Raw genomic sequence first — 18538 nt, 5'->3', positions numbered from 1 at the left:
TGTTTGTATGGATATCGCTTTTCGGCCACTTCGCTTTCCCCTATGCTACTCCAGTTTCACTTAGAAGGTTGCCCTGACATGTCTCAACTCAAAGCGCAGCTGCGCCGCGATGGTTTTACGTTCAAACAATTTTTTGTCGCTCACGATCGCTGTGCCATGAAGGTCGGTACAGACGGTATTTTACTGGGAGCGTGGGCGCCTGTCGCAGGTGTTAAGCGTATTCTTGATATCGGTACCGGTAGCGGGCTGGTGGCGCTGATGCTGGCGCAGCGTACGGAAGAACATGTCATCATTGATGCCGTCGAACTGGATGCGCAGGCCGCAGAGCAGGCGAGTGACAATATGGCCGAATCTCCCTGGGCAGCCCGAATGAAAGTGGAATGCGCAGATGTGCTCGCCTGGGCGCCTGAACAAACCGCGCGTTACGATCTGATCGTCAGCAACCCTCCCTACTACGAACCCGGCGTTGAGTGCGGGACACCCGAGCGTGAACAGGCGCGTTATACCGGCTCCCTCGATCATAAAGCGCTGCTCACCAGTGCGGCAGAACTCATCTCCGAAGAAGGTTTTTTCTGTGTGGTCCTGCCTGAGAGTACCGGCAACATGTTTATCGGCATCGCGCAGGAGATCGGCTGGACGTTACGTCTGCGTACCGATATTTCGGATACGGAAGGACGACTGCCGCACCGCGTGCTGCTGGCGCTCTCGCCAAAAGAGGGTGAATGCTTTAATGACCGGATGGTGATCCGTGGGCCAGACCAGCGTTATTCCGAAGATTACACTGCTCTGACCCAGGCGTTTTATCTGTTTATGTAAACCTGCGGGGCGAGTATCGACGGGCCGGACTCAGCAAGCTGATCCGGGTAGTCCAGGGTATAGTGCAGCCCGCGGCTCTCTTTACGCATCATCGCGCAGCGGACAATCAGCTCGGCCACCTGCACCAGATTGCGCAGCTCCAGCAGGTTATTGGATACGCGGAAGTTGGCATAATACTCATCAATTTCCTGCTGCAGCATGGTGATGCGGCGCAAGGCGCGTTCCAGGCGTTTCGTGGTGCGCACAATCCCCACGTAGTCCCACATAAATAGCCGTAGCTCATGCCAGTTATGCTGGATCACGACCAGCTCGTCCGGATTATCCACCCGGCTTTCATCCCAGGCTGGCAGGTGCTCTGTCTCGCGGGCGTAAGGCATGCGCTTTGTGATATCTTCCGCCGCCGACCAGCCGTACACCAGACACTCAAGCAGCGAGTTAGAGGCCATACGGTTCGCGCCGTGAAGTCCGGTATAGCTGACCTCACCGATAGCATACAGACTGTCTACGTCAGTACGTCCATGATCGTCAACCATTACGCCACCGCAGGTATAGTGGGCCGCTGGCACAATGGGCACCGGGTCGCGCGTTAAATCAATGCCAAGATTGAGCAGCTTCTCGTAAATCATCGGGAAATGCTGGCGAATGAACTCTGCTGGCTTATGGCTGATATCGAGATACATGCAGTCCACGCCAAGACGCTTCATTTCATGATCGATGGCGCGGGCAACGATGTCACGCGGGGCCAGTTCACCCCGGGCGTCAAAGTCGGGCATAAAGCGGGAGCCGTCAGGGCGTTTCAGATAAGCGCCTTCACCGCGCAGGGCTTCCGTCAGCAGGAAGTTGCGCGCCTGGGGATGGAACAGGGCAGTTGGGTGAAACTGATTAAACTCGAGGTTCGCCACTCGGCAGCCTGCGCGCCAGGCCATCGCGATACCGTCGCCGGAGGCAATGTCCGGGTTCGTGGTGTATTGATACACCTTGGAGGCGCCGCCCGTCGCCAGCACCACAGCCTTCGCCTGACAGGTCTCCACCTTCTCTTTATTGCGGTTCCAGACCCAGGCGCCCACCACGCGGCGCGTGCCGGGCAGGCCAATCTTGTCAGAGATAATCAGATCAACGGCATTGCTTCGCTCGAGAACCCGAATATTAGGATGGTTCAGCGCTTTGCTGACCAGCGTGGTTTCCACTTCTTTTCCGGTGGCATCCGCTGCGTGCAGGATGCGGCGGTGGCTATGGCCGCCTTCGCGAGTCAGGTGGTAGCTCTCTTCACCGTTGGGTTGAACCTGAGTATCGAACAAGACGCCCTGGTCGATGAGCCACTGAACGCAGTGACGGGCATTGCTGGCGACAAACTCTGCGGCGTGTGCATCCACGATCCCGGCCCCGGCAATGAGCGTATCTTCGACGTGAGACGCAATGCTGTCTGTCTCATCAAACACGGCGGCAATGCCACCCTGGGCATAAAACGTGGAACCTTCACTTATCGGTCCTTTACTCAGAACGATTACGTTTTGATGCTCGGCCAGGCGCAGCGCCAGAGAGAGACCGGCAGCGCCGCTGCCGATAATCAGTACATCACAATGGAGTTCAGGTGTTGTGTTCATGATTTTTGTTTAATTTACTAAACAGTGTTGGGGCAGAATAGCACCTGAATGCGATATATCGCACGTATTTTTTTAGAGGCTGTCGCAATGGCTAAACGCGTAAGCGGAGGTAAATGGAGGGTAAATGAGTGAAATTATTTTGCGAAGCAGATCGTTAGCGTCAGATTTTGTGGTGAAATAAAGCCTGTGTTGCGTTACTCTTCTGGCGGGAAAAAGATGTTTCTTGTCAGAAAGTGGTGCGTATCGTGAACAGACTTATAATGAGAGAAAATGAACGGTCTGCGGCGCGATGAACAAAAACAAAGGCGTTACGGAACTTATTGAAGATCAGACACTCTAATACGGTGCTTGCTCAAAGTGCGGTATTTTTAGAGTGGCGTTTCGATAACGCGTGGAATTTAGGTTTGGGGAGACATTACCTCGGATGAGCGAGCAGTTAACGGACCAGGTCCTGGTTGAACGGGTCCAGAAGGGAGATCAGAAAGCCTTTAACCTACTGGTGGTGCGCTACCAGCATAAGGTGGCGAGCCTGGTTTCCCGCTATGTACCGTCAGGCGATGTGCCTGATGTGGTGCAAGAGTCTTTTATTAAGGCCTATCGCGCGCTGGATTCTTTCCGGGGAGATAGTGCTTTTTATACCTGGCTGTACCGTATTGCGGTCAATACGGCAAAGAATTATCTGGTCGCTCAGGGCCGTCGTCCGCCTTCAAGTGATGTGGACGCAATCGACGCCGAAAACTTCGAAAGTGGCGGCGCATTGAAAGAAATTTCGAACCCTGAGAACTTAATGTTGTCAGAAGAACTGAGACAAATCGTTTTTCGCACGATCGAGTCGCTCCCGGAAGATTTACGTATGGCAATTACGTTACGGGAGCTGGATGGTCTGAGCTATGAAGAGATAGCCGCTATCATGGATTGTCCGGTCGGCACGGTACGTTCACGAATTTTCCGTGCGCGAGAAGCTATTGATAATAAAGTTCAACCGCTTATCAGGCGTTGACGATAGCGGGATACTGGAAAAGGTATTAGGCATGCAGAAAGAAAAACTTTCCGCTTTAATGGATGGTGAAACGGTGGATAGTGAGCTGCTCAACGAGCTGTCTCATTCACCCGAAATGCAAGAGACCTGGGAGAGTTACCATCTCATCCGTGACACCCTTCGCGGTGACACCGGCGAGGTTCTCCATTTCGATATCTCAGCCCGCGTCATGGCGGCGATCGAGAATGAGCCTGTTCATCAGACCACTCCGCTGATTCCTGAAGCTCAACCCGCGCCTCACCAGTGGCAGAAAATGCCATTCTGGCAAAAGGTGCGCCCGTGGGCCAGCCAGCTTACCCAAATGGGTGTGGCTGCATGCGTATCGCTTGCAGTTATTGTTGGCGTCCAGCACTATAATACTCAGTCTGAAACTAATCAGCAGCCAGAAGCGCCAGTGTTTAACACACTGCCGATGATGGGCAAAGCTAGCCCGGTAAGCCTGGGCGTACCGGCTGATGCTTCCGCCAGCGGCGGCCAGCAACAGCAGGTTCAGGAGCAGCGCCGTCGCATTAATGCGATGTTGCAGGATTATGAGTTGCAGCGTCGTCTGCACTCTGAACAGCTTCAGTTTGAGCAGGCGCAGACACAGCAAGCTGCTGTGCAGGTGCCCGGAAACCAAACTTTAGGAACGCAATCGCAGTAATGAAGCAACTTTGGTTCGCCATGTCTCTGATGGCGGGTAGCCTGTTCTTCTCTGCCAACGCCTCGGCTGATGTATCATCCGGGGCGTTGTTGCAGCAAATGAATCTGGCCAGCCAGTCACTCAATTACGAGTTGGCATTTATCAGCATCAATAAGCAGGGCGTCGAGTCGTTACGCTATCGCCATGCCCGTCTTGATAACCAGCCGCTCGCCCAGCTTTTACAGATGGATGGCCCGCGTCGGGAAGTTGTCCAGCGTGGTAACGAAATCAGCTATTTCGAGCCAGGGCTGGAGCCTTTCACGCTGAATGGCGACTATATCGTTGATTCCCTGCCGTCACTCATTTACACCGACTTTAAACGGCTTGCCCCTTACTACGATTTTATTTCGGTAGGGCGTACCCGCATCGCGGACAGACTGTGCGAGGTAATTCGCGTTGTTGCCCGGGACGGAACGCGCTACAGCTATATCGTCTGGATTGATGCCGAAACCAAACTCCCCATGCGTGTTGACCTGCTCGACCGTGACGGTGAAACGCTGGAACAGTTCCGGGTTATCTCCTTCAGCGTGAACAATCAGGTTGGCAACAGCATGCAGAATCTGGCTAAGGCCAGCCTGCCGCCGCTGCTTTCTGTTCCTGCCGGGGATTCCGTTAATTTCAACTGGGTACCTGCCTGGATCCCGCAAGGGTTTAGCGAAGTGTCCAGCAGCCGACGTCAGCTGCCAACGATTGAAACGCCGGTAGAATCGCGCCTCTATTCGGATGGTTTGTTCAGCTTTTCGGTGAATATTAATCGCGCAACGGCAAATAGCGCTGAACAAATGCTGCGTACCGGGCGCCGTACGGTGAGTACAACGGTACGCGATAACGCAGAGATCACCATTGTGGGAGAACTCCCTCCGCAGACGGCGAAGCGCATCTCCGACAGCATTAAATTCAGGGCTGCACAATGATCAAAGAGTGGGCGACGGTTGTCTCATGGCAGAACGGCATTGCGCTGGTGAGCTGCGATGTTAAAGCCTCATGTAATAGCTGCGCATCCCGCGCCGGCTGCGGCAGTCGCGTGCTGAATAAGCTCGGGCCGCAAACATCGCACACGATTTCTGTGCCAAGCGAACAGCCGCTGATGGCGGGGCAGAAGGTGGAACTGGGCATCGCGGAAGGCAGCCTGCTCGGCTCCGCTATGCTTGTGTATCTCTCTCCGCTGGTCGGCCTGTTTATCATGGGCGGCCTGTTTCAGATGCTGTTTGGTACCGATGTGGCCGCTATGTGCGGTGCCGCATTGGGTGGCGTGGGGGGATTCTGGCTTGCCAAAGGGCTCTCTCCGACGCTCGCCGCGCGCGAGGAGTGGCAGCCTGTCATTCTCAGCGTTGGGCTGGCGCCAGACCAGCTTCGTGTTGAAACGCTCTCTTCTGAGGCCCGGTGATCCATCGGGCTTTATCTTTTTTTACACCCTAAAACAGAAAACGTCCTTTCTTCACGCTATACCAGTCTCTAAGTGCATTTCCAGGTAGCGAGGATGTAGTGTAGAATGCTGCGTTTTCGCACTGAAAAACGTCAGGCTAAGAACAGCGGCCTCCAGGAATTCGTAAGGCATAATTATTTAACTATATGAAGAACATACGTAACTTTTCGATCATTGCTCACATTGACCACGGTAAGTCGACGCTGTCTGACCGTATTATCCAGATTTGCGGTGGCCTGTCTGATCGTGAAATGGAAGCCCAGGTACTGGACTCCATGGACCTGGAACGCGAACGCGGTATCACCATTAAAGCGCAGAGCGTTACGCTTGATTACAAAGCGGCTGATGGTGAAACCTATCAACTGAACTTTATCGACACCCCAGGCCACGTTGACTTCTCCTATGAAGTTTCACGCTCGCTCGCGGCCTGTGAAGGTGCGCTGCTGGTGGTGGATGCCGGGCAGGGCGTTGAAGCCCAGACCCTGGCAAACTGCTACACCGCGATGGAAATGGATCTCGAAGTTGTGCCGGTTCTGAACAAGATCGACCTGCCAGCCGCCGATCCTGAGCGCGTAGCGGAAGAGATTGAAGATATTGTCGGCATCGACGCGACCGATGCCGTGCGCTGCTCCGCGAAAACCGGTGTCGGCGTCACCGACGTGCTGGAACGTCTGGTGCGTGATATTCCGGCCCCGGAAGGCGATCCGGATGCCCCGCTGCAGGCGCTGATTATCGACTCCTGGTTCGATAACTATCTGGGCGTTGTCTCCCTGGTGCGTATTAAAAACGGCACCATGCGCAAAGGCGACAAAATCAAGGTAATGAGTACCGGACAGGTCTACAACGCCGACCGTCTGGGTATCTTCACGCCAAAACAGGTTGACCGCACCGAGCTGACATGCGGCGAGGTAGGCTGGCTGGTCTGCGCCATTAAAGACATCCTCGGCGCGCCGGTGGGCGATACCCTGACCGGCGCACGTAACCCGGCGGACAAAGCGCTGCCAGGCTTTAAAAAGGTGAAACCGCAGGTTTACGCGGGTCTGTTCCCGGTCAGCTCTGACGACTACGAAAACTTCCGTGACGCGCTCGGTAAACTGAGCCTGAACGATGCTTCACTGTTCTACGAGCCAGAAAGCTCAACGGCGCTGGGCTTCGGCTTCCGCTGTGGCTTCCTTGGTCTGCTGCACATGGAAATCATTCAGGAGCGTCTGGAGCGTGAATACGATCTGGATCTGATCACCACGGCGCCGACCGTAGTCTATGAAGTTGAAACCACCTCGAAAGAAGTGATCTACGTCGATAGCCCGTCCAAGCTGCCGCCGCTGAACAACATTCAGGAGCTGCGTGAGCCTATCGCAGAGTGTCACATGCTGCTGCCGCAGGAATTCCTGGGTAACGTCATTACGCTGTGTATTGAGAAGCGCGGCGTGCAGACCAACATGGTTTACCACGGTAACCAGGTGGCGCTGACCTATGAAATCCCGATGGCGGAAGTGGTACTCGACTTCTTCGACCGTCTGAAGTCGACCTCCCGTGGCTATGCCTCACTGGATTACAACTTTAAACGCTTCCAGGCTTCCAACATGGTGCGTGTGGACGTGCTGATCAACGGCGAGCGCGTGGATGCGCTGGCGCTGATCACCCACAACGACAATGCGCCATACCGTGGCCGCGAGCTGGTTGAGAAGATGAAAGATCTGATCCCGCGTCAGCAGTTCGATATCGCGATTCAGGCGGCGATTGGCAACCACATTATCGCGCGTTCAACCGTGAAACAGCTGCGTAAAAACGTTCTGGCGAAGTGCTATGGCGGTGACGTCAGCCGTAAGAAAAAGCTGCTGCAGAAGCAGAAAGAAGGTAAGAAGCGTATGAAGCAGGTCGGTAACGTCGAGCTGCCGCAGGAAGCATTCCTTGCCATCCTTCATGTTGGTAAAGACGGCAAATAACCCTAAGGAGTTGGCATGGCGAACATGTTTGCCCTGATCCTGGTCATTGCTACCCTGGTGACAGGTCTGCTGTGGTGTCTGGATAAGTTTATCTTCGCCCCAAAACGTCGTGAACGTCAGGCTGCCGCACAGGCAGCCACTGGCGATGGGATTGACGCGAAAACCCTGAAGAAAGTCGGCCCGAAACCGGGCTGGCTGGAAACGGGCGCTTCGGTATTTCCGGTGCTGGCGATTGTGCTGGTGGTACGTTCGTTTATTTACGAGCCGTTCCAAATCCCATCAGGTTCAATGATGCCAACGCTGCTGATTGGTGATTTTATTCTGGTAGAGAAGTTTGCCTACGGCATTAAAGATCCTATCTACCAGAAAACGCTGATCGAAACCGGTCATCCGAAACGTGGCGACATCGTGGTGTTCAAATATCCGGAAGATCCGCGCCTGGACTACATCAAGCGCGCGGTAGGTCTGCCGGGTGATAAAGTGACTTACGATCCGGTTGCGAAAGAAGTCACCGTTCAGCCGGGCTGCAGCTCCGGTACCGCATGTGAAAACGCGCTGCCAATCACATACTCAAACGTTGAGCCAAGTGATTTTGTGCAGACCTTTGCCCGTCGTAACGGCGGCGAAGCGACCAGCGGATTCTTCCAGGTACCGAAAGGTGAAACCAAAGAGGACGGCATCCGTCTGGTTGAGCGCAAAGAGACGCTGGGCGATGTGACGCACCGAATCCTCACCGTGCCAATCGCGCAGGATCAGCTGGGTATGTACTATCGCCAGCCGGGCCAGCAGCTGGCTAGCTGGATTGTACCGCCAGGACATTACTTCATGATGGGTGACAACCGCGATAACTCTGCGGACAGCCGTTACTGGGGCTTTGTGCCGGAAGCGAATCTGGTCGGCAAAGCAACCGCCATCTGGATGAGTTTTGAGAAGCAGGAAGGCGAATGGCCGACCGGTGTACGCCTTAATCGTATTGGCGGAATCCATTAATTCTCAATAAATGAACGCGTAGCCGCTTTAATTAGCGGCTGCGTGAATTATTTCCACGATAAATCTCTTCGAACTAACGACATCCCCTGTCGTTGTGTATAGAATATTTCCCCGAAGTTTAAGGTTGGCCCTGCAAGGGTGCCACGGCACACGAAACCGCGTTGGTTTTCTCAGGTCGGTTTCGTGTGCTGCATTTTTGACGCATTCATTTATTGGTATCGCATGAACCCCATCGTAATTAATCGGCTTCAACGGAAGCTGGGCTACACTTTTCATCATCAGGAGTTGTTGCAACAGGCATTAACCCACCGCAGTGCCAGCAGCAAACATAATGAGCGTCTCGAGTTTTTAGGCGACTCTATTTTAAGTTTCGTGATTGCGAATGCGCTTTATCATCGTTTCCCGCGTGTGGACGAGGGTGATATGAGCCGCATGCGTGCCACGCTGGTTCGGGGTAATACCCTTGCGGAAATCGCGCGCGAGTTTGAACTGGGCGAATGTCTGCGTCTTGGACCGGGTGAACTGAAAAGCGGCGGCTTCCGTCGTGAATCTATTCTTGCCGATACGGTCGAAGCATTAATTGGTGGTGTGTTCCTGGACAGCGATATCCAGACCGTAGAAAAGCTGATCCTGAACTGGTATCAGACCCGTCTGGACGAAATCAGCCCGGGCGATAAACAAAAAGATCCGAAAACGCGTCTGCAGGAATATTTGCAGGGTCGTCATCTGCCGCTGCCGTCTTATCTGGTGGTACAGGTGCGTGGCGAAGCGCACGATCAGGAATTTACCATCCATTGCCAGGTCAGTGGCCTGAGTGAACCGGTGGTGGGCACAGGTTCAAGCCGTCGTAAGGCTGAACAGGCTGCCGCCGAACAGGCGTTAAAAATGCTGGAGCTGGAATGAGCGAAGATAAAACCTATTGCGGATTTATTGCCATCGTCGGACGTCCGAACGTTGGCAAATCCACCCTGCTGAATAATCTGCTTGGGCAGAAGATTTCTATCACTTCGCGTAAGGCGCAGACCACGCGTCACCGCATCGTCGGCATCCATACTGAAGGCGCGTATCAGGCGATCTACGTCGATACCCCTGGCCTGCACATGGAAGAGAAGCGTGCCATCAACCGCCTGATGAACAAGGCGGCGAGCAGCTCGATCGGCGATGTAGAGCTGGTGATTTTCGTTGTGGAAGGCACCCGCTGGACGCCGGATGACGAGATGGTGCTGAACAAGCTGCGTGACGGCAAAACGCCTGTCATCCTCGCGGTCAACAAAGTTGATAACGTGCAGGAAAAGGCCGACCTGCTGCCGCATCTGCAGTGGCTCGGTAGCCAGATGAACTTTCTCGACATCGTTCCGCTGTCTGCTGAGACCGGTCTGAACGTTGATACCATCGCGGGCATCGTGCGTAAGCACCTTCCGGAAGCGATTCATCACTTCCCGGAAGACTACATCACCGATCGCTCTCAGCGCTTTATGGCGTCTGAAATCATCCGTGAAAAGCTGATGCGTTTCCTGGGTGCTGAACTGCCTTACTCCGTAACGGTGGAGATCGAGCGTTTCCAGACCAACGAGCGCGGTGGCTACGATATCAACGGCCTGATCCTCGTTGAGCGCGAAGGGCAGAAGAAGATGGTGATCGGCAACAAAGGGGCCAAGATCAAAACCATCGGCATTGAAGCCCGTAAGGACATGATGGAGATGTTCGAAGCGCCGGTTCACCTCGAACTGTGGGTGAAAGTGAAATCTGGCTGGGCCGATGATGAGCGTGCTCTGCGCAGCCTCGGTTACGGCGAAGACCAGTAACTTAAGACGACGAGCATATGGATGGATGGCAGCGCGCCTTTGTCCTGCATAGTCGTCCCTGGAGCGAAACCAGCCTTATGCTGGACGTCTTCACGGAAGAGTCGGGCCGCGTGCGCCTTGTTGCGAAAGGCGCACGTTCCAAACGTTCTAACCTGAAAGGTGCCCTACAGCCTTTCACGCCGCTGCTGGTACGCTTCGGTGGGCGAGGGGAAGTGAAAACCCTGCGCAGCGCTGAAGCCGTCTCCCTGGCGCTTCCTCTTTCCGGCATCACGCTCTATAGCGGTCTGTATGTCAACGAACTCATCTCACGCGTTCTTGAACATGAGACCCGCTTCTCTGAACTTTTCTTCGATTATCTGCACTGTATCCAGGCGCTGGCTGGCGGAACCGGCACGCCCGAACCCGCCTTGCGTCGTTTTGAACTGGCGCTGCTGGGCCACCTCGGATACGGCGTAGATTTTCTGCACTGCGCGGGCAGCGGTGACGAGATAGAAGACACCATGACCTACCGCTACCGCGAAGAAAAAGGCTTCATTGCCAGTATCGTGATAGACAACAGCACCTTTACCGGGCGCCAGCTCCGGGCGCTGTATGAGCGCGAGTTTCCCGATCTGGACACCCTGCGCGCAGCAAAACGCTTTACCCGGATTGCCCTCAAGCCTTATCTTGGCGGCAAGCCCTTAAAGAGCCGCGAATTATTCAGGCAGTTTGTGCCGAAACGTTAATGTTTTACCCCTCACCCCAGCCCTCTCCCGGAGGGAAGAGGGGAAGAGAAATGAACCAAAATACCGAGGATTGTCATGGCTGAATTACTGTTAGGCGTCAACATCGACCACATCGCCACGCTGCGTAATGCGCGCGGCACGGCGTATCCCGATCCGGTTCAGGCAGCGTTTATCGCTGAACAGGCTGGCGCTGACGGCATTACCGTTCACCTGCGTGAAGACCGTCGCCATATCACCGATCGCGACGTGCGCATTCTGCGTCAGACGCTGGACACCCGTATGAATCTGGAGATGGCGGTCACCGAAGAGATGCTGGCGATTGCCTGCGAGACCCAGCCGCATTTCTGCTGCCTGGTGCCGGAAAAACGCCAGGAAGTAACTACCGAAGGCGGTCTGGATGTGGCCGGTCAGCTCGACAAAATGCGCGATGCCTGCAAGCGCCTGGCGGATGCCGGTATCCTGGTTTCTCTGTTTATCGACGCCGATTTCGCCCAGATTAAAGCGGCGGCCGACGTGGGTGCACCGTATATCGAAATCCACACCGGCTGCTATGCCGATGCCAAAAACGACGCCGAGCAGGCCAAAGAGCTGGAGCGTATTGCCAAAGCGGCCACGTATGCTTCAAGCCTGGGACTGAAGGTTAACGCCGGTCACGGCCTGACCTACCATAACGTGAAGGCCATTGCCGCGCTGCCGGAAATGCACGAGCTGAACATCGGCCACGCCATCATTGGCCGCGCGGTGATGAGCGGCCTGAAAGAGGCGGTTTCAGAAATGAAACGCCTGATGCAGGAAGCGCGTCAGTAATGGCCATTCTGGGCTTAGGCACCGATATCGTTGAAATAGCCCGTATTGAAGCGGTGATCGCCCGTAGCGGCGATCGCCTCGCAAGACGCGTGCTGAGCGATAACGAGTGGGCCATCTGGGAAGCGCATCAGCAGCCGGTGCGTTTTCTGGCAAAGCGCTTTGCGGTAAAAGAGGCGGCGGCCAAAGCCTTCGGGACCGGCATTCGTAACGGCCTGGCGTTTAATCAGTTCGAAGTGTTTAACGATGAGCTGGGCAAACCGAGCCTGCGTCTGTGGGGAGAAGCGCAAAAGCTGGCGGAAAAGCTGGGGGTGAATCACATGCACGTGACGATCGCGGATGAACGCCACTATGCCAGCGCGACGGTGATCATCGAAAGTTAAAGTTTGTCCGCGTGGTGCATCAGGACAAACTTATCCCATAGCTGCTCTTCGCTCTCAACGTGGGCCGGATCCTTCAGGATGGTATTCGGGATCGGGCACACTTTCTGACAGGTCGGCGTTTCATAGTGGCCGATGCATTCCGTGCAGCGGTCGCTGTTAATCTCATAAATGCTGTCGCCCATCGAAATCGCCTGGTTCGGGCATTCGGGCTCGCACATATCGCAATTAATGCATTTTTTGGTAATTAACAGCGCCATCAGGAAATTCTCAGAAACAACACAAACCGGGCGGGCATTATAAGCGTCAAACCAGTTTCTTTACCAGTTCTTCGCTGTGACGAATGCGTTCGGGCGCGCGCTCCAGATCCTGCTGCACCAGCGCCATAAACAGCAGGTCCGTCAGCATCATTTGCGCGCTGGTGGACGAGATAGCCGCGCTGCGCGTGGCCTGTTCTTCGGCAATGGTATATAAACAGCGCGTTGCCCGCTGCTGCAGGGCATTCGGGGTAAAACCGGTGATCGCCAGAATTTTACCGCCGACGCGCAGCGCTTCATCGGTTGCCATGTTGATTTCACGGCGCTCGCCGGAGTAGGAGATAGCCAGCAGCAGATCGTCAGGATCCATCGCCTGTACGGTCGCCAGCAGGGCGTGCATATCCTGCTCGACGATGGCGTTAAGCCCAATTTTCGTCAGCTTCCAGCCAAAGTTACGCGCCACAAGTCCGGACGCCCCGATACCGGTCAGGATGATGCGCCGCGCGCCGCGCAGCATCGCTACGCTCTCCAGCAGCTTCTCTTCCGTATTCACGTCGAGCGTCGCGTGCATAGCCGCCACGTTCTCTTTGATCAGCTTTTCGCCAACCAGCCGCATCGGGTCATCGCCGCGGATCTGATTATGCACCGGCATTGACTGCGGGTTGGGGTTGCTCACCAGCGCTTCGCTGATCGCCAGCTTGAGGGCGGGGAACCCCTTAAAGCCAATCTTCTGGGCAAACTTCACCACGCTGGACTGGCTCACGCCGGCTTCACTCGCCAGCTGCTGCGAGCTGAGGTGGCGTGCATGATCGGGTTGAGAAAGCAGAAAATCCGCCAGCTTCTTGTCGCTTTGGGCAAAGCCTGCATAACGCTGGCGAATGCGAATTAAACAGTTCATAGGGTCTCCTGGCGAAAATGTGATTATCTGCGCAAATACGAATTTTGCTCGCCTGAATGAATTTTATATTCCATTATAGTGTGATTATTATGAATTAAAAATTCTTGAGGTACAAAAATGAATCTTGGCTCACTTGTTTCTGAAAGGCGTAACCCACAAACCATGGATCTGGATGCGCTCTCCACCCTGGAGCTGGTTAACCGCTTTAATCAACAGGATACGCTGGTCGCGCAGGCAGTGAAAGAGACTTTACCCGAGGTGGCGAAAGCGGTCGATGCGGCGGCGGAAGCCCTTAAGGCCGGCGGTCGCATTATCTACATGGGAGCGGGTACCAGCGGGCGTCTTGGGGTTCTGGATGCGTCAGAATGTCCGCCCACCTTTGGGGTGCCGCACGGTCTGGTCGTTGGGCTGATTGCCGGTGGACCCGGCGCGCTGCTGAAAGCCGTTGAGGGAGCGGAAGACAATAAACAGCTGGGCGAGGATGACCTGAAGGATCTGAATCTGACCGCGAAGGATCTAGTGGTCGGGCTGGCGGCATCCGGGCGCACCCCGTACGTCATTGGCGGGCTGGAATACGCCAACCGGACGGGCTGCACGACGGTCGCCATCTCCTGTAATCCGGGTTCCCCGATTGCGCAGGTGGCCGCTATCGCTATCTCTCCGGTAGTCGGGCCGGAAGCGCTCACCGGCTCCACGCGCCTGAAATCCGGGACCGCGCAAAAGCTGGTGCTCAATATGATCTCCACCGGCGCGATGGTGAAGTTCGGCAAGGTTTATCAGAACCTGATGGTGGATATGCAGGCCACCAACGTCAAGCTGGTGGACAGAGCCTGCCGCATGGTGATGGAGGCGACAGGCGCAGGCCGTGAAGAGGCAGAAGCGGTGCTCAGGCAGACCGCTCACGATGTTAAACCGGCCATTCTGATGATCCTGAGCGGGCTGGATGCGGCGGCCGCGAGGGCCAAACTCGCTGCGCATAACGGCTTCTTACGGGCGGCATTAGAAAACTAACAGAGGCGTCTATGGACAAAACAGCAGCGCTCGCCAGCGATATCCTGCAGGGGATCGGTGGGGAAAAAAATATTCAGCGTCTCGAAAACTGCATGACGCGCGTGCGAGTCGAGGTACATAACGACGACCAGCTTGACGTACCGCGCCTTAAGCAGCTGTCCGGCGTCAGCGGCTACGTGAAACAAGGGCAGCAGCATCAGCTGATCGTCGGGCCGGGGAAAGCGGCGCAGGTTGTCGATGCCATGCGCGCGCTGATGGGCGTTAGCGCGAGCGCGTCGATGGACGATGCGGAGCGCACCAGGGCGCAGGCAAAGGCCAAATACAAAGCCCCCATGAGCGATGCGCTGCGTCAGCTGGCAAACGTCTTTATTCCACTAATCCCGGCGTTTATTGCCTCAGGCCTGATCACCGGGATCATCAACATCCTCAAGCGACCGGATATTGTGGGGGATTTCGCCACGCAGTATCCGAACCTGCTGGGGATTCTCGGGATCTTCGGCAGCGCTGTTTTCGCCATCATGAACATTCTGGTCGGGGTGAATACCGCGAAGGTGTTTGGCGGATCGCTGGCGATGGGCGGGGTAATGGCGGGCATCTTGTCCAGCCCGCAGCTGGCGCAGATCACGCTGTTTGGCGAGGCGCTCCAACCGGGCCGCGGCGGGGTGATCGCCGTGCTGCTGGTGGTCATCCTGATGAGCTGGATCGAGAAAAGGCTGCGCGCGGTTCTGCCTGGCTCGATCGAGCTGATTCTCAACCCGCTGTTGACCACGCTCATTACCGGTAGCGTAGCGATTGTGGCCCTCCAGCCGCTAGGCGGGTGGATCTCTGAAGCCATCGCTCACGGTGCGTCTCTGGCTATCGACCGAGGCGGGCTGCTGGTTGGCGCTGTGCTTTCCGGTACCTTCCTGCCGCTGGTGCTGACCGGCCTGCACCAGGGGCTGGTGCCGATCCACGTCGAGCTTGTACAGGCGCACGGCTATAACGCGCTGCTGCCTATCCTGTCGATGGCGGGGGTGGGGCAGGTCGGCGCGGCAATTGCCGTACTTATGAAAACCCGCAACGCGCGTCTGAAAAAAATGATTAAAGGCGCGCTCCCGGTCGGACTGCTCGGCATCGGCGAGCCGCTGATTTTCGGCGTTACGCTGCCGCTGGGTAAACCGTTCCTCGCCGCCTGTCTGGGGGGCGCGGTAGGCGGGGCGCTGATCAGCTACTGGAAAGTCGCTACCGTTATCACCTTTGGGCTTTCCGGTTTACCGCTGGCATTAACCATCGTGACCGGAAAAGTGATGCTCTATCTGTTAGGCTATTTAGTAGCGGTGATCGCCGGGTTCCTGTTTACCTGGCTGTTAGGTTTCAACGACCCAGAGGAGTAAGGTTTGGCAAATCACGCGCGTCGCGTTGTCTTTTTCGATCTGGATGGAACGCTGCATCAGCAGGATATGTTTGGTACGTTTATGCGTTACCTGCTGCGGCGTCAGCCTTTGAATGCGCTGCTCGTGCTGCCGCTCTTACCGGTTATCGGTATCGCGCTGCTGGTGAAAGGCCGTGCGGCGCGATGGCCGATGAGTTTGCTGCTGTGGGGATGTACCTTTGGGCACAGCGAAGCGCGGCTCAAGCAGCTCGAAAAGGATTTTGCGCACTGGTTTCGCGGCCACGTCGCCGCCTTTCCGGTTGTGCAGGCGCGCCTGACCAGCTACCTCGACGCTAACGATGCCGACATCTGGCTGATTACGGGCTCCCCGCAGACGCTGGTGGAGCAGGTCTATTTTGATACCCCCTGGCTTCCGCGCGTGAATCTTATCGCCACGCAAATTAGCCGCGGCTACGGCGGCTGGGTGCTGACCCTGCGCTGCCTGGGGCATGAAAAAGTGGTTCAGCTGGAAAAACGCATCGGTACGCCGCTGCGCCTCTACAGCGGCTACAGCGACAGCAAGCAGGACAACCCGCTGCTCTATTTTTGCCAGCACCGCTGGCGCGTCACGCCATCAGGCGAACTTCAGCAACTCGAATAGTCTTCTCTAAAACTGGCGTGTATAATGCCGCCCGCTTTTCGACTGGAGTATCGCCTTTGTCCAACCCTGTACACAATCATGAATACTGGATGCGCCACGCGCTGACGCTGGCTCAACGCGCCTGGGACGAGGGCGAAGTGCCCGTGGGCGCGGTGCTGGTCCATAACAATCAGGTGATTGGCGAAGGGTGGAACCGGCCTATTGGTCGCCACGATCCTACCGCGCATGCCGAAATTATGGCGCTTCGCCAGGGCGGTCTGGTGCTGCAAAACTATCGTCTGCTTGATACCACGCTGTATGTGACGCTGGAGCCGTGCGTGATGTGCTCCGGCGCGATGGTGCACAGCCGGATCGGGACGTTGGTTTTCGGCGCGCGGGATGAAAAAACCGGTGCGGCCGGTTCGCTGATGGACGTGCTGGGTCACCCTGGTATGAACCACCAGGTGAAGACTATCGGTGGGGTGCTTGCACCAGAGTGTTCGGGGCTATTAAGCGATTTCTTTCGAATGCGCCGTCAGCAGAAAAAGCAGCAAAAGGCAGAATTGAAGCTGTCGGACGATTAAGCTCGTCCGGCGCCACGACCGGGTAACTTTGAGCCAGCTGTTTGGCCTCCGTCGCCTCTTTCTCTTTCTCCAGCAGATACCCGACCAGGCTAATCTGATATTTACGGATATTTTCCACGTAGGCGTAGGCTTCATGCCCGCGCGCGTAGCCGTATGTCAGCTTGTTATACCATGGCTTTTGGCTCAGCAGCGGCAGGCGCTGCTTAACGTCTGACCAGCTGTCCGGGTTACCTTTCGTTTTGGCCGTCAACGCTCGCGCATCAAGCATATGCGCGTAGCCCATATTGTAGGCCGCCAGCGCAAACCAGATCCGCTCTTCTTCCGGCACCGTTTCCGGTACTTTGGCCATCATATCCTGCAGGTAGCGCGCACCGCCGCTGATGCTCTGTTCGGCATCGGTACGGTCATTGACGCCAAGGCTCAGCGCGGTATTTTTGGTTAACATCATCAAACCGCGTACCCCCGTGGGCGACGTGGCCTGGGTATCCCAGTGGGATTCCTGATACGAAATAGCCGCCAGCAGCTTCCAGTCAATCTCCTGGGCGTATTTTTCGAACAGCGGCTGCAGATCCGGCAGGACGCTGTCTACTGCTCGCAGGAAGCTGCGGGTATCAACGTAGTCAAAGTCATCGCCGTGCCCGAGGTACTTCTCTTCGAGACGCGCCAGGGTACCGTCTTCATTGATGGTGTTGAAGAAATCAAGCATCGCGGCAGAGAAGGTCTGATCGTCATCAAGCTGGCTAAACCAGGTCACGGGCTGCTCGTCGGTGACGTCCAGCGCCACGGCGATTTCAGGATGCACCCGCTGGAACAGGCTGATCGCGACCGAATCGGCGATGGTGTAGGACACCTTCTGATCTTTTACCTGCTCCAGCAGCTCCGTCGTGCCGAGTTTCGGATCCACCGTCCAGCTCAGGTCGGGATATTTCTTCTCCTTGAGCTCCCGCAGATCGTCAATCACCACGTGGCCGGGCGCAATCGTCAGCTGCCGATCGTTAATTGAAGCCAGCGAGCGCGGGCGCAGGCTCCCGACGCGGTAAACCAGCTGCTGAGAAACGGAGTAGTAGGTCGGGCCTGGCTGGTAGTTCTTGCTGCGCTCGCTGTTATACACCAGCCCGGCGGCGAGCATATCGGCATCGTCGTTATCGAGGTCGTCAAACAGCTCGTTGATATTCTGGCGGACGGTGATTTTAAGCTTCACGCCAAGATAGTCGGCGAACTGTTGTGCAAGTTCATAATCCAGACCAATGATTTTGCCGTTGACGTCGCTGTAAATCAGCGGGGAGTTGAGGGTACTGACGCGCAATTCCCCCCGCTCCTGAATGGCGGCGATACGGTTTTCGGCTTTGCCGAACCAGGGGATGGAAGGCCAGAGGGCCACTGCCAGCAGCAACGTTACAATGCCGATGAGCAGATAATTAATCTTTAATTTTTTCAATTAGTTAATTCTCTGCGACGCCGGTTGCCTCAGTTTGCTGTAGCCATGTTAATCATAAGGTTTGCCATTGAATGAGCGGCATTTTGCGTAAACTTACGCCACTTGGCAACCAATTAGAGAGACAGGTCACATCTATTGTTAA

Annotated in this window: 21 protein-coding genes; 17 read left to right on the top strand and 4 right to left on the bottom strand. The window is 55.8% G+C overall.

Annotation, left to right across the window (positions count from 1 at the left end; translation table 11 throughout):
* The first annotated feature begins 78 nt into the window (after positions 1-78).
* Positions 79-816 carry a tRNA(1)(Val) (adenine(37)-N(6))-methyltransferase TrmN gene (trmN, locus tag ACMWLG_RS12360; protein ID WP_045399428.1) on the top strand — a complete coding sequence of 246 codons (738 nt, stop codon included), beginning with the start codon at positions 79-81 and terminating at the stop codon, positions 814-816.
* Here trmN and nadB read toward each other — a convergent pair.
* Positions 801-2420 (bottom strand): L-aspartate oxidase, encoded by a 1620-nt coding sequence (nadB, locus tag ACMWLG_RS12355; protein WP_045399432.1) that lies wholly within the window; start codon positions 2418-2420, stop codon positions 801-803. The genes trmN and nadB overlap by 16 nt on opposite strands.
* A gap of 344 nt (positions 2421-2764) precedes the next feature.
* On the opposite strand from nadB, the gene rseD reads away from it, so the two are divergent.
* From rseD to acpS, 12 genes are all read left to right on the top strand, one after another.
* Positions 2765-2848: a rpoE leader peptide RseD gene (gene rseD, locus ACMWLG_RS12350; RefSeq protein ID WP_223605340.1), complete on the top strand. Its 84-nt coding sequence runs from the start codon at positions 2765-2767 to the stop codon at positions 2846-2848.
* On the top strand, positions 2845-3420 hold the full coding sequence (gene rpoE / locus ACMWLG_RS12345; RefSeq protein ID WP_006176728.1) for an RNA polymerase sigma factor RpoE: 576 nt from the start codon (positions 2845-2847) through the stop codon (positions 3418-3420). The genes rseD and rpoE overlap by 4 nt, the downstream gene beginning before the upstream one ends.
* 31 nt (positions 3421-3451) lie before the next feature.
* Positions 3452-4102: an anti-sigma-E factor RseA gene (gene rseA, locus ACMWLG_RS12340; protein WP_008502186.1), complete on the top strand. Its 651-nt coding sequence runs from the start codon at positions 3452-3454 to the stop codon at positions 4100-4102.
* A complete protein-coding gene (gene rseB / locus ACMWLG_RS12335; protein WP_023308851.1) occupies positions 4102-5055 on the top strand; it encodes a sigma-E factor regulatory protein RseB in 954 nt (317 codons plus the stop codon). The genes rseA and rseB overlap by 1 nt, the downstream gene beginning before the upstream one ends.
* The gene (rseC, locus tag ACMWLG_RS12330) at positions 5052-5528 is read left to right on the top strand and encodes a SoxR-reducing system protein RseC (protein WP_045399436.1); all 477 of its coding nucleotides are present in this window, start codon (positions 5052-5054) and stop codon (positions 5526-5528) included. The genes rseB and rseC overlap by 4 nt, the downstream gene beginning before the upstream one ends.
* Before the next feature lie 185 nt (positions 5529-5713).
* Complete coding sequence (gene lepA, locus ACMWLG_RS12325; RefSeq protein ID WP_024908619.1) at positions 5714-7513, top strand: translation elongation factor 4; 1800 nt, start codon at positions 5714-5716, stop codon at positions 7511-7513.
* Between the two features lie 15 nt (positions 7514-7528).
* Complete coding sequence (gene lepB / locus ACMWLG_RS12320; protein ID WP_023308848.1) at positions 7529-8503, top strand: signal peptidase I; 975 nt, start codon at positions 7529-7531, stop codon at positions 8501-8503.
* Positions 8504-8725: 222 nt separating this feature from the next.
* Entirely contained in the window at positions 8726-9406 is a 681-nt protein-coding gene (rnc, locus tag ACMWLG_RS12315) for a ribonuclease III (protein WP_003860711.1), read from the top strand.
* Positions 9403-10308 (top strand): GTPase Era, encoded by a 906-nt coding sequence (gene era, locus ACMWLG_RS12310; RefSeq protein ID WP_023308847.1) that lies wholly within the window; start codon positions 9403-9405, stop codon positions 10306-10308. Before rnc ends, era begins: the two co-directional genes overlap by 4 nt.
* Before the next feature lie 17 nt (positions 10309-10325).
* Positions 10326-11033 (top strand): DNA repair protein RecO, encoded by a 708-nt coding sequence (gene recO, locus ACMWLG_RS12305; RefSeq protein ID WP_023308846.1) that lies wholly within the window; start codon positions 10326-10328, stop codon positions 11031-11033.
* A 75-nt stretch (positions 11034-11108) separates the two neighbouring features.
* The gene (gene pdxJ, locus ACMWLG_RS12300) at positions 11109-11840 is read left to right on the top strand and encodes a pyridoxine 5'-phosphate synthase (protein ID WP_032659491.1); all 732 of its coding nucleotides are present in this window, start codon (positions 11109-11111) and stop codon (positions 11838-11840) included.
* Complete coding sequence (gene acpS, locus ACMWLG_RS12295; protein ID WP_023294331.1) at positions 11840-12220, top strand: holo-ACP synthase; 381 nt, start codon at positions 11840-11842, stop codon at positions 12218-12220. Before pdxJ ends, acpS begins: the two co-directional genes overlap by 1 nt.
* Here acpS and ACMWLG_RS12290 read toward each other — a convergent pair.
* Both ACMWLG_RS12290 and ACMWLG_RS12285 read right to left on the bottom strand, forming a co-directional pair.
* A complete protein-coding gene (locus tag ACMWLG_RS12290) occupies positions 12217-12477 on the bottom strand; it encodes a YfhL family 4Fe-4S dicluster ferredoxin (RefSeq protein WP_008502177.1) in 261 nt (86 codons plus the stop codon). The genes acpS and ACMWLG_RS12290 overlap by 4 nt on opposite strands.
* Before the next feature lie 46 nt (positions 12478-12523).
* Positions 12524-13372: a MurR/RpiR family transcriptional regulator gene (locus ACMWLG_RS12285; protein ID WP_023308844.1), complete on the bottom strand. Its 849-nt coding sequence runs from the start codon at positions 13370-13372 to the stop codon at positions 12524-12526.
* Positions 13373-13489: 117 nt separating this feature from the next.
* Here ACMWLG_RS12285 and murQ point away from each other — a divergent pair, with 117 nt between their 5' ends.
* From murQ to tadA, 4 genes are read left to right on the top strand one after another with little or no spacing between them, the layout of a single operon-like run.
* The gene (gene murQ / locus ACMWLG_RS12280) at positions 13490-14383 is read left to right on the top strand and encodes an N-acetylmuramic acid 6-phosphate etherase (RefSeq protein WP_045399582.1); all 894 of its coding nucleotides are present in this window, start codon (positions 13490-13492) and stop codon (positions 14381-14383) included.
* 11 nt (positions 14384-14394) lie between these two features.
* Positions 14395-15756, top strand: coding sequence for a PTS transporter subunit EIIC (locus tag ACMWLG_RS12275; protein WP_045399583.1), 1362 nt, complete (start codon positions 14395-14397; stop codon positions 15754-15756).
* Positions 15757-15759: 3 nt separating this feature from the next.
* On the top strand, positions 15760-16395 hold the full coding sequence (yfhb, locus tag ACMWLG_RS12270) for a phosphatidylglycerophosphatase C (protein ID WP_023308841.1): 636 nt from the start codon (positions 15760-15762) through the stop codon (positions 16393-16395).
* A 56-nt stretch (positions 16396-16451) separates the two neighbouring features.
* On the top strand, positions 16452-16958 hold the full coding sequence (gene tadA / locus ACMWLG_RS12265; RefSeq protein ID WP_045399585.1) for a tRNA adenosine(34) deaminase TadA: 507 nt from the start codon (positions 16452-16454) through the stop codon (positions 16956-16958).
* Here the strand turns inward: tadA and mltF are convergent.
* Positions 16846-18396 carry a membrane-bound lytic murein transglycosylase MltF gene (gene mltF, locus ACMWLG_RS12260; RefSeq protein ID WP_045399587.1) on the bottom strand — a complete coding sequence of 517 codons (1551 nt, stop codon included), beginning with the start codon at positions 18394-18396 and terminating at the stop codon, positions 16846-16848. The genes tadA and mltF overlap by 113 nt on opposite strands.
* Positions 18397-18538 lie beyond the last annotated feature (142 nt).

Source organism: Enterobacter sp. 01-M-02-SI-ECC (assembly GCF_047530595.1).
Taxonomy (GTDB): Bacteria; Pseudomonadota; Gammaproteobacteria; order Enterobacterales; family Enterobacteriaceae; genus Enterobacter; species Enterobacter cloacae_M.
Note: the sequence above shows the minus strand (reverse complement) of the source record. Positions and strands in the feature narration are given on the sequence as shown.

Excerpts from the sequence above, each read along its gene's own strand:
- nadB (WP_045399432.1), bottom strand. The coding sequence starts at position 2,420 with ATGAACACAACACCTGAACTCCATTGTGATGTACTGATTATCGGCAGC.
- rseA (WP_008502186.1), top strand. The coding sequence starts at position 3,452 with ATGCAGAAAGAAAAACTTTCCGCTTTAATGGATGGTGAAACGGTGGAT.
- rnc (WP_003860711.1), top strand. The coding sequence starts at position 8,726 with ATGAACCCCATCGTAATTAATCGGCTTCAACGGAAGCTGGGCTACACT.
- era (WP_023308847.1), top strand. The coding sequence starts at position 9,403 with ATGAGCGAAGATAAAACCTATTGCGGATTTATTGCCATCGTCGGACGT.
- trmN (WP_045399428.1), top strand. The coding sequence starts at position 79 with ATGTCTCAACTCAAAGCGCAGCTGCGCCGCGATGGTTTTACGTTCAAA.
- pdxJ (WP_032659491.1), top strand. The coding sequence starts at position 11,109 with ATGGCTGAATTACTGTTAGGCGTCAACATCGACCACATCGCCACGCTG.
- rseB (WP_023308851.1), top strand. The coding sequence starts at position 4,102 with ATGAAGCAACTTTGGTTCGCCATGTCTCTGATGGCGGGTAGCCTGTTC.
- ACMWLG_RS12285 (WP_023308844.1), bottom strand. The coding sequence starts at position 13,372 with ATGAACTGTTTAATTCGCATTCGCCAGCGTTATGCAGGCTTTGCCCAA.
- murQ (WP_045399582.1), top strand. The coding sequence starts at position 13,490 with ATGAATCTTGGCTCACTTGTTTCTGAAAGGCGTAACCCACAAACCATG.
- lepB (WP_023308848.1), top strand. The coding sequence starts at position 7,529 with ATGGCGAACATGTTTGCCCTGATCCTGGTCATTGCTACCCTGGTGACA.
- rpoE (WP_006176728.1), top strand. The coding sequence starts at position 2,845 with ATGAGCGAGCAGTTAACGGACCAGGTCCTGGTTGAACGGGTCCAGAAG.
- ACMWLG_RS12275 (WP_045399583.1), top strand. The coding sequence starts at position 14,395 with ATGGACAAAACAGCAGCGCTCGCCAGCGATATCCTGCAGGGGATCGGT.
- rseC (WP_045399436.1), top strand. The coding sequence starts at position 5,052 with ATGATCAAAGAGTGGGCGACGGTTGTCTCATGGCAGAACGGCATTGCG.
- lepA (WP_024908619.1), top strand. The coding sequence starts at position 5,714 with ATGAAGAACATACGTAACTTTTCGATCATTGCTCACATTGACCACGGT.
- acpS (WP_023294331.1), top strand. The coding sequence starts at position 11,840 with ATGGCCATTCTGGGCTTAGGCACCGATATCGTTGAAATAGCCCGTATT.
- ACMWLG_RS12290 (WP_008502177.1), bottom strand. The coding sequence starts at position 12,477 with ATGGCGCTGTTAATTACCAAAAAATGCATTAATTGCGATATGTGCGAG.
- recO (WP_023308846.1), top strand. The coding sequence starts at position 10,326 with ATGGATGGATGGCAGCGCGCCTTTGTCCTGCATAGTCGTCCCTGGAGC.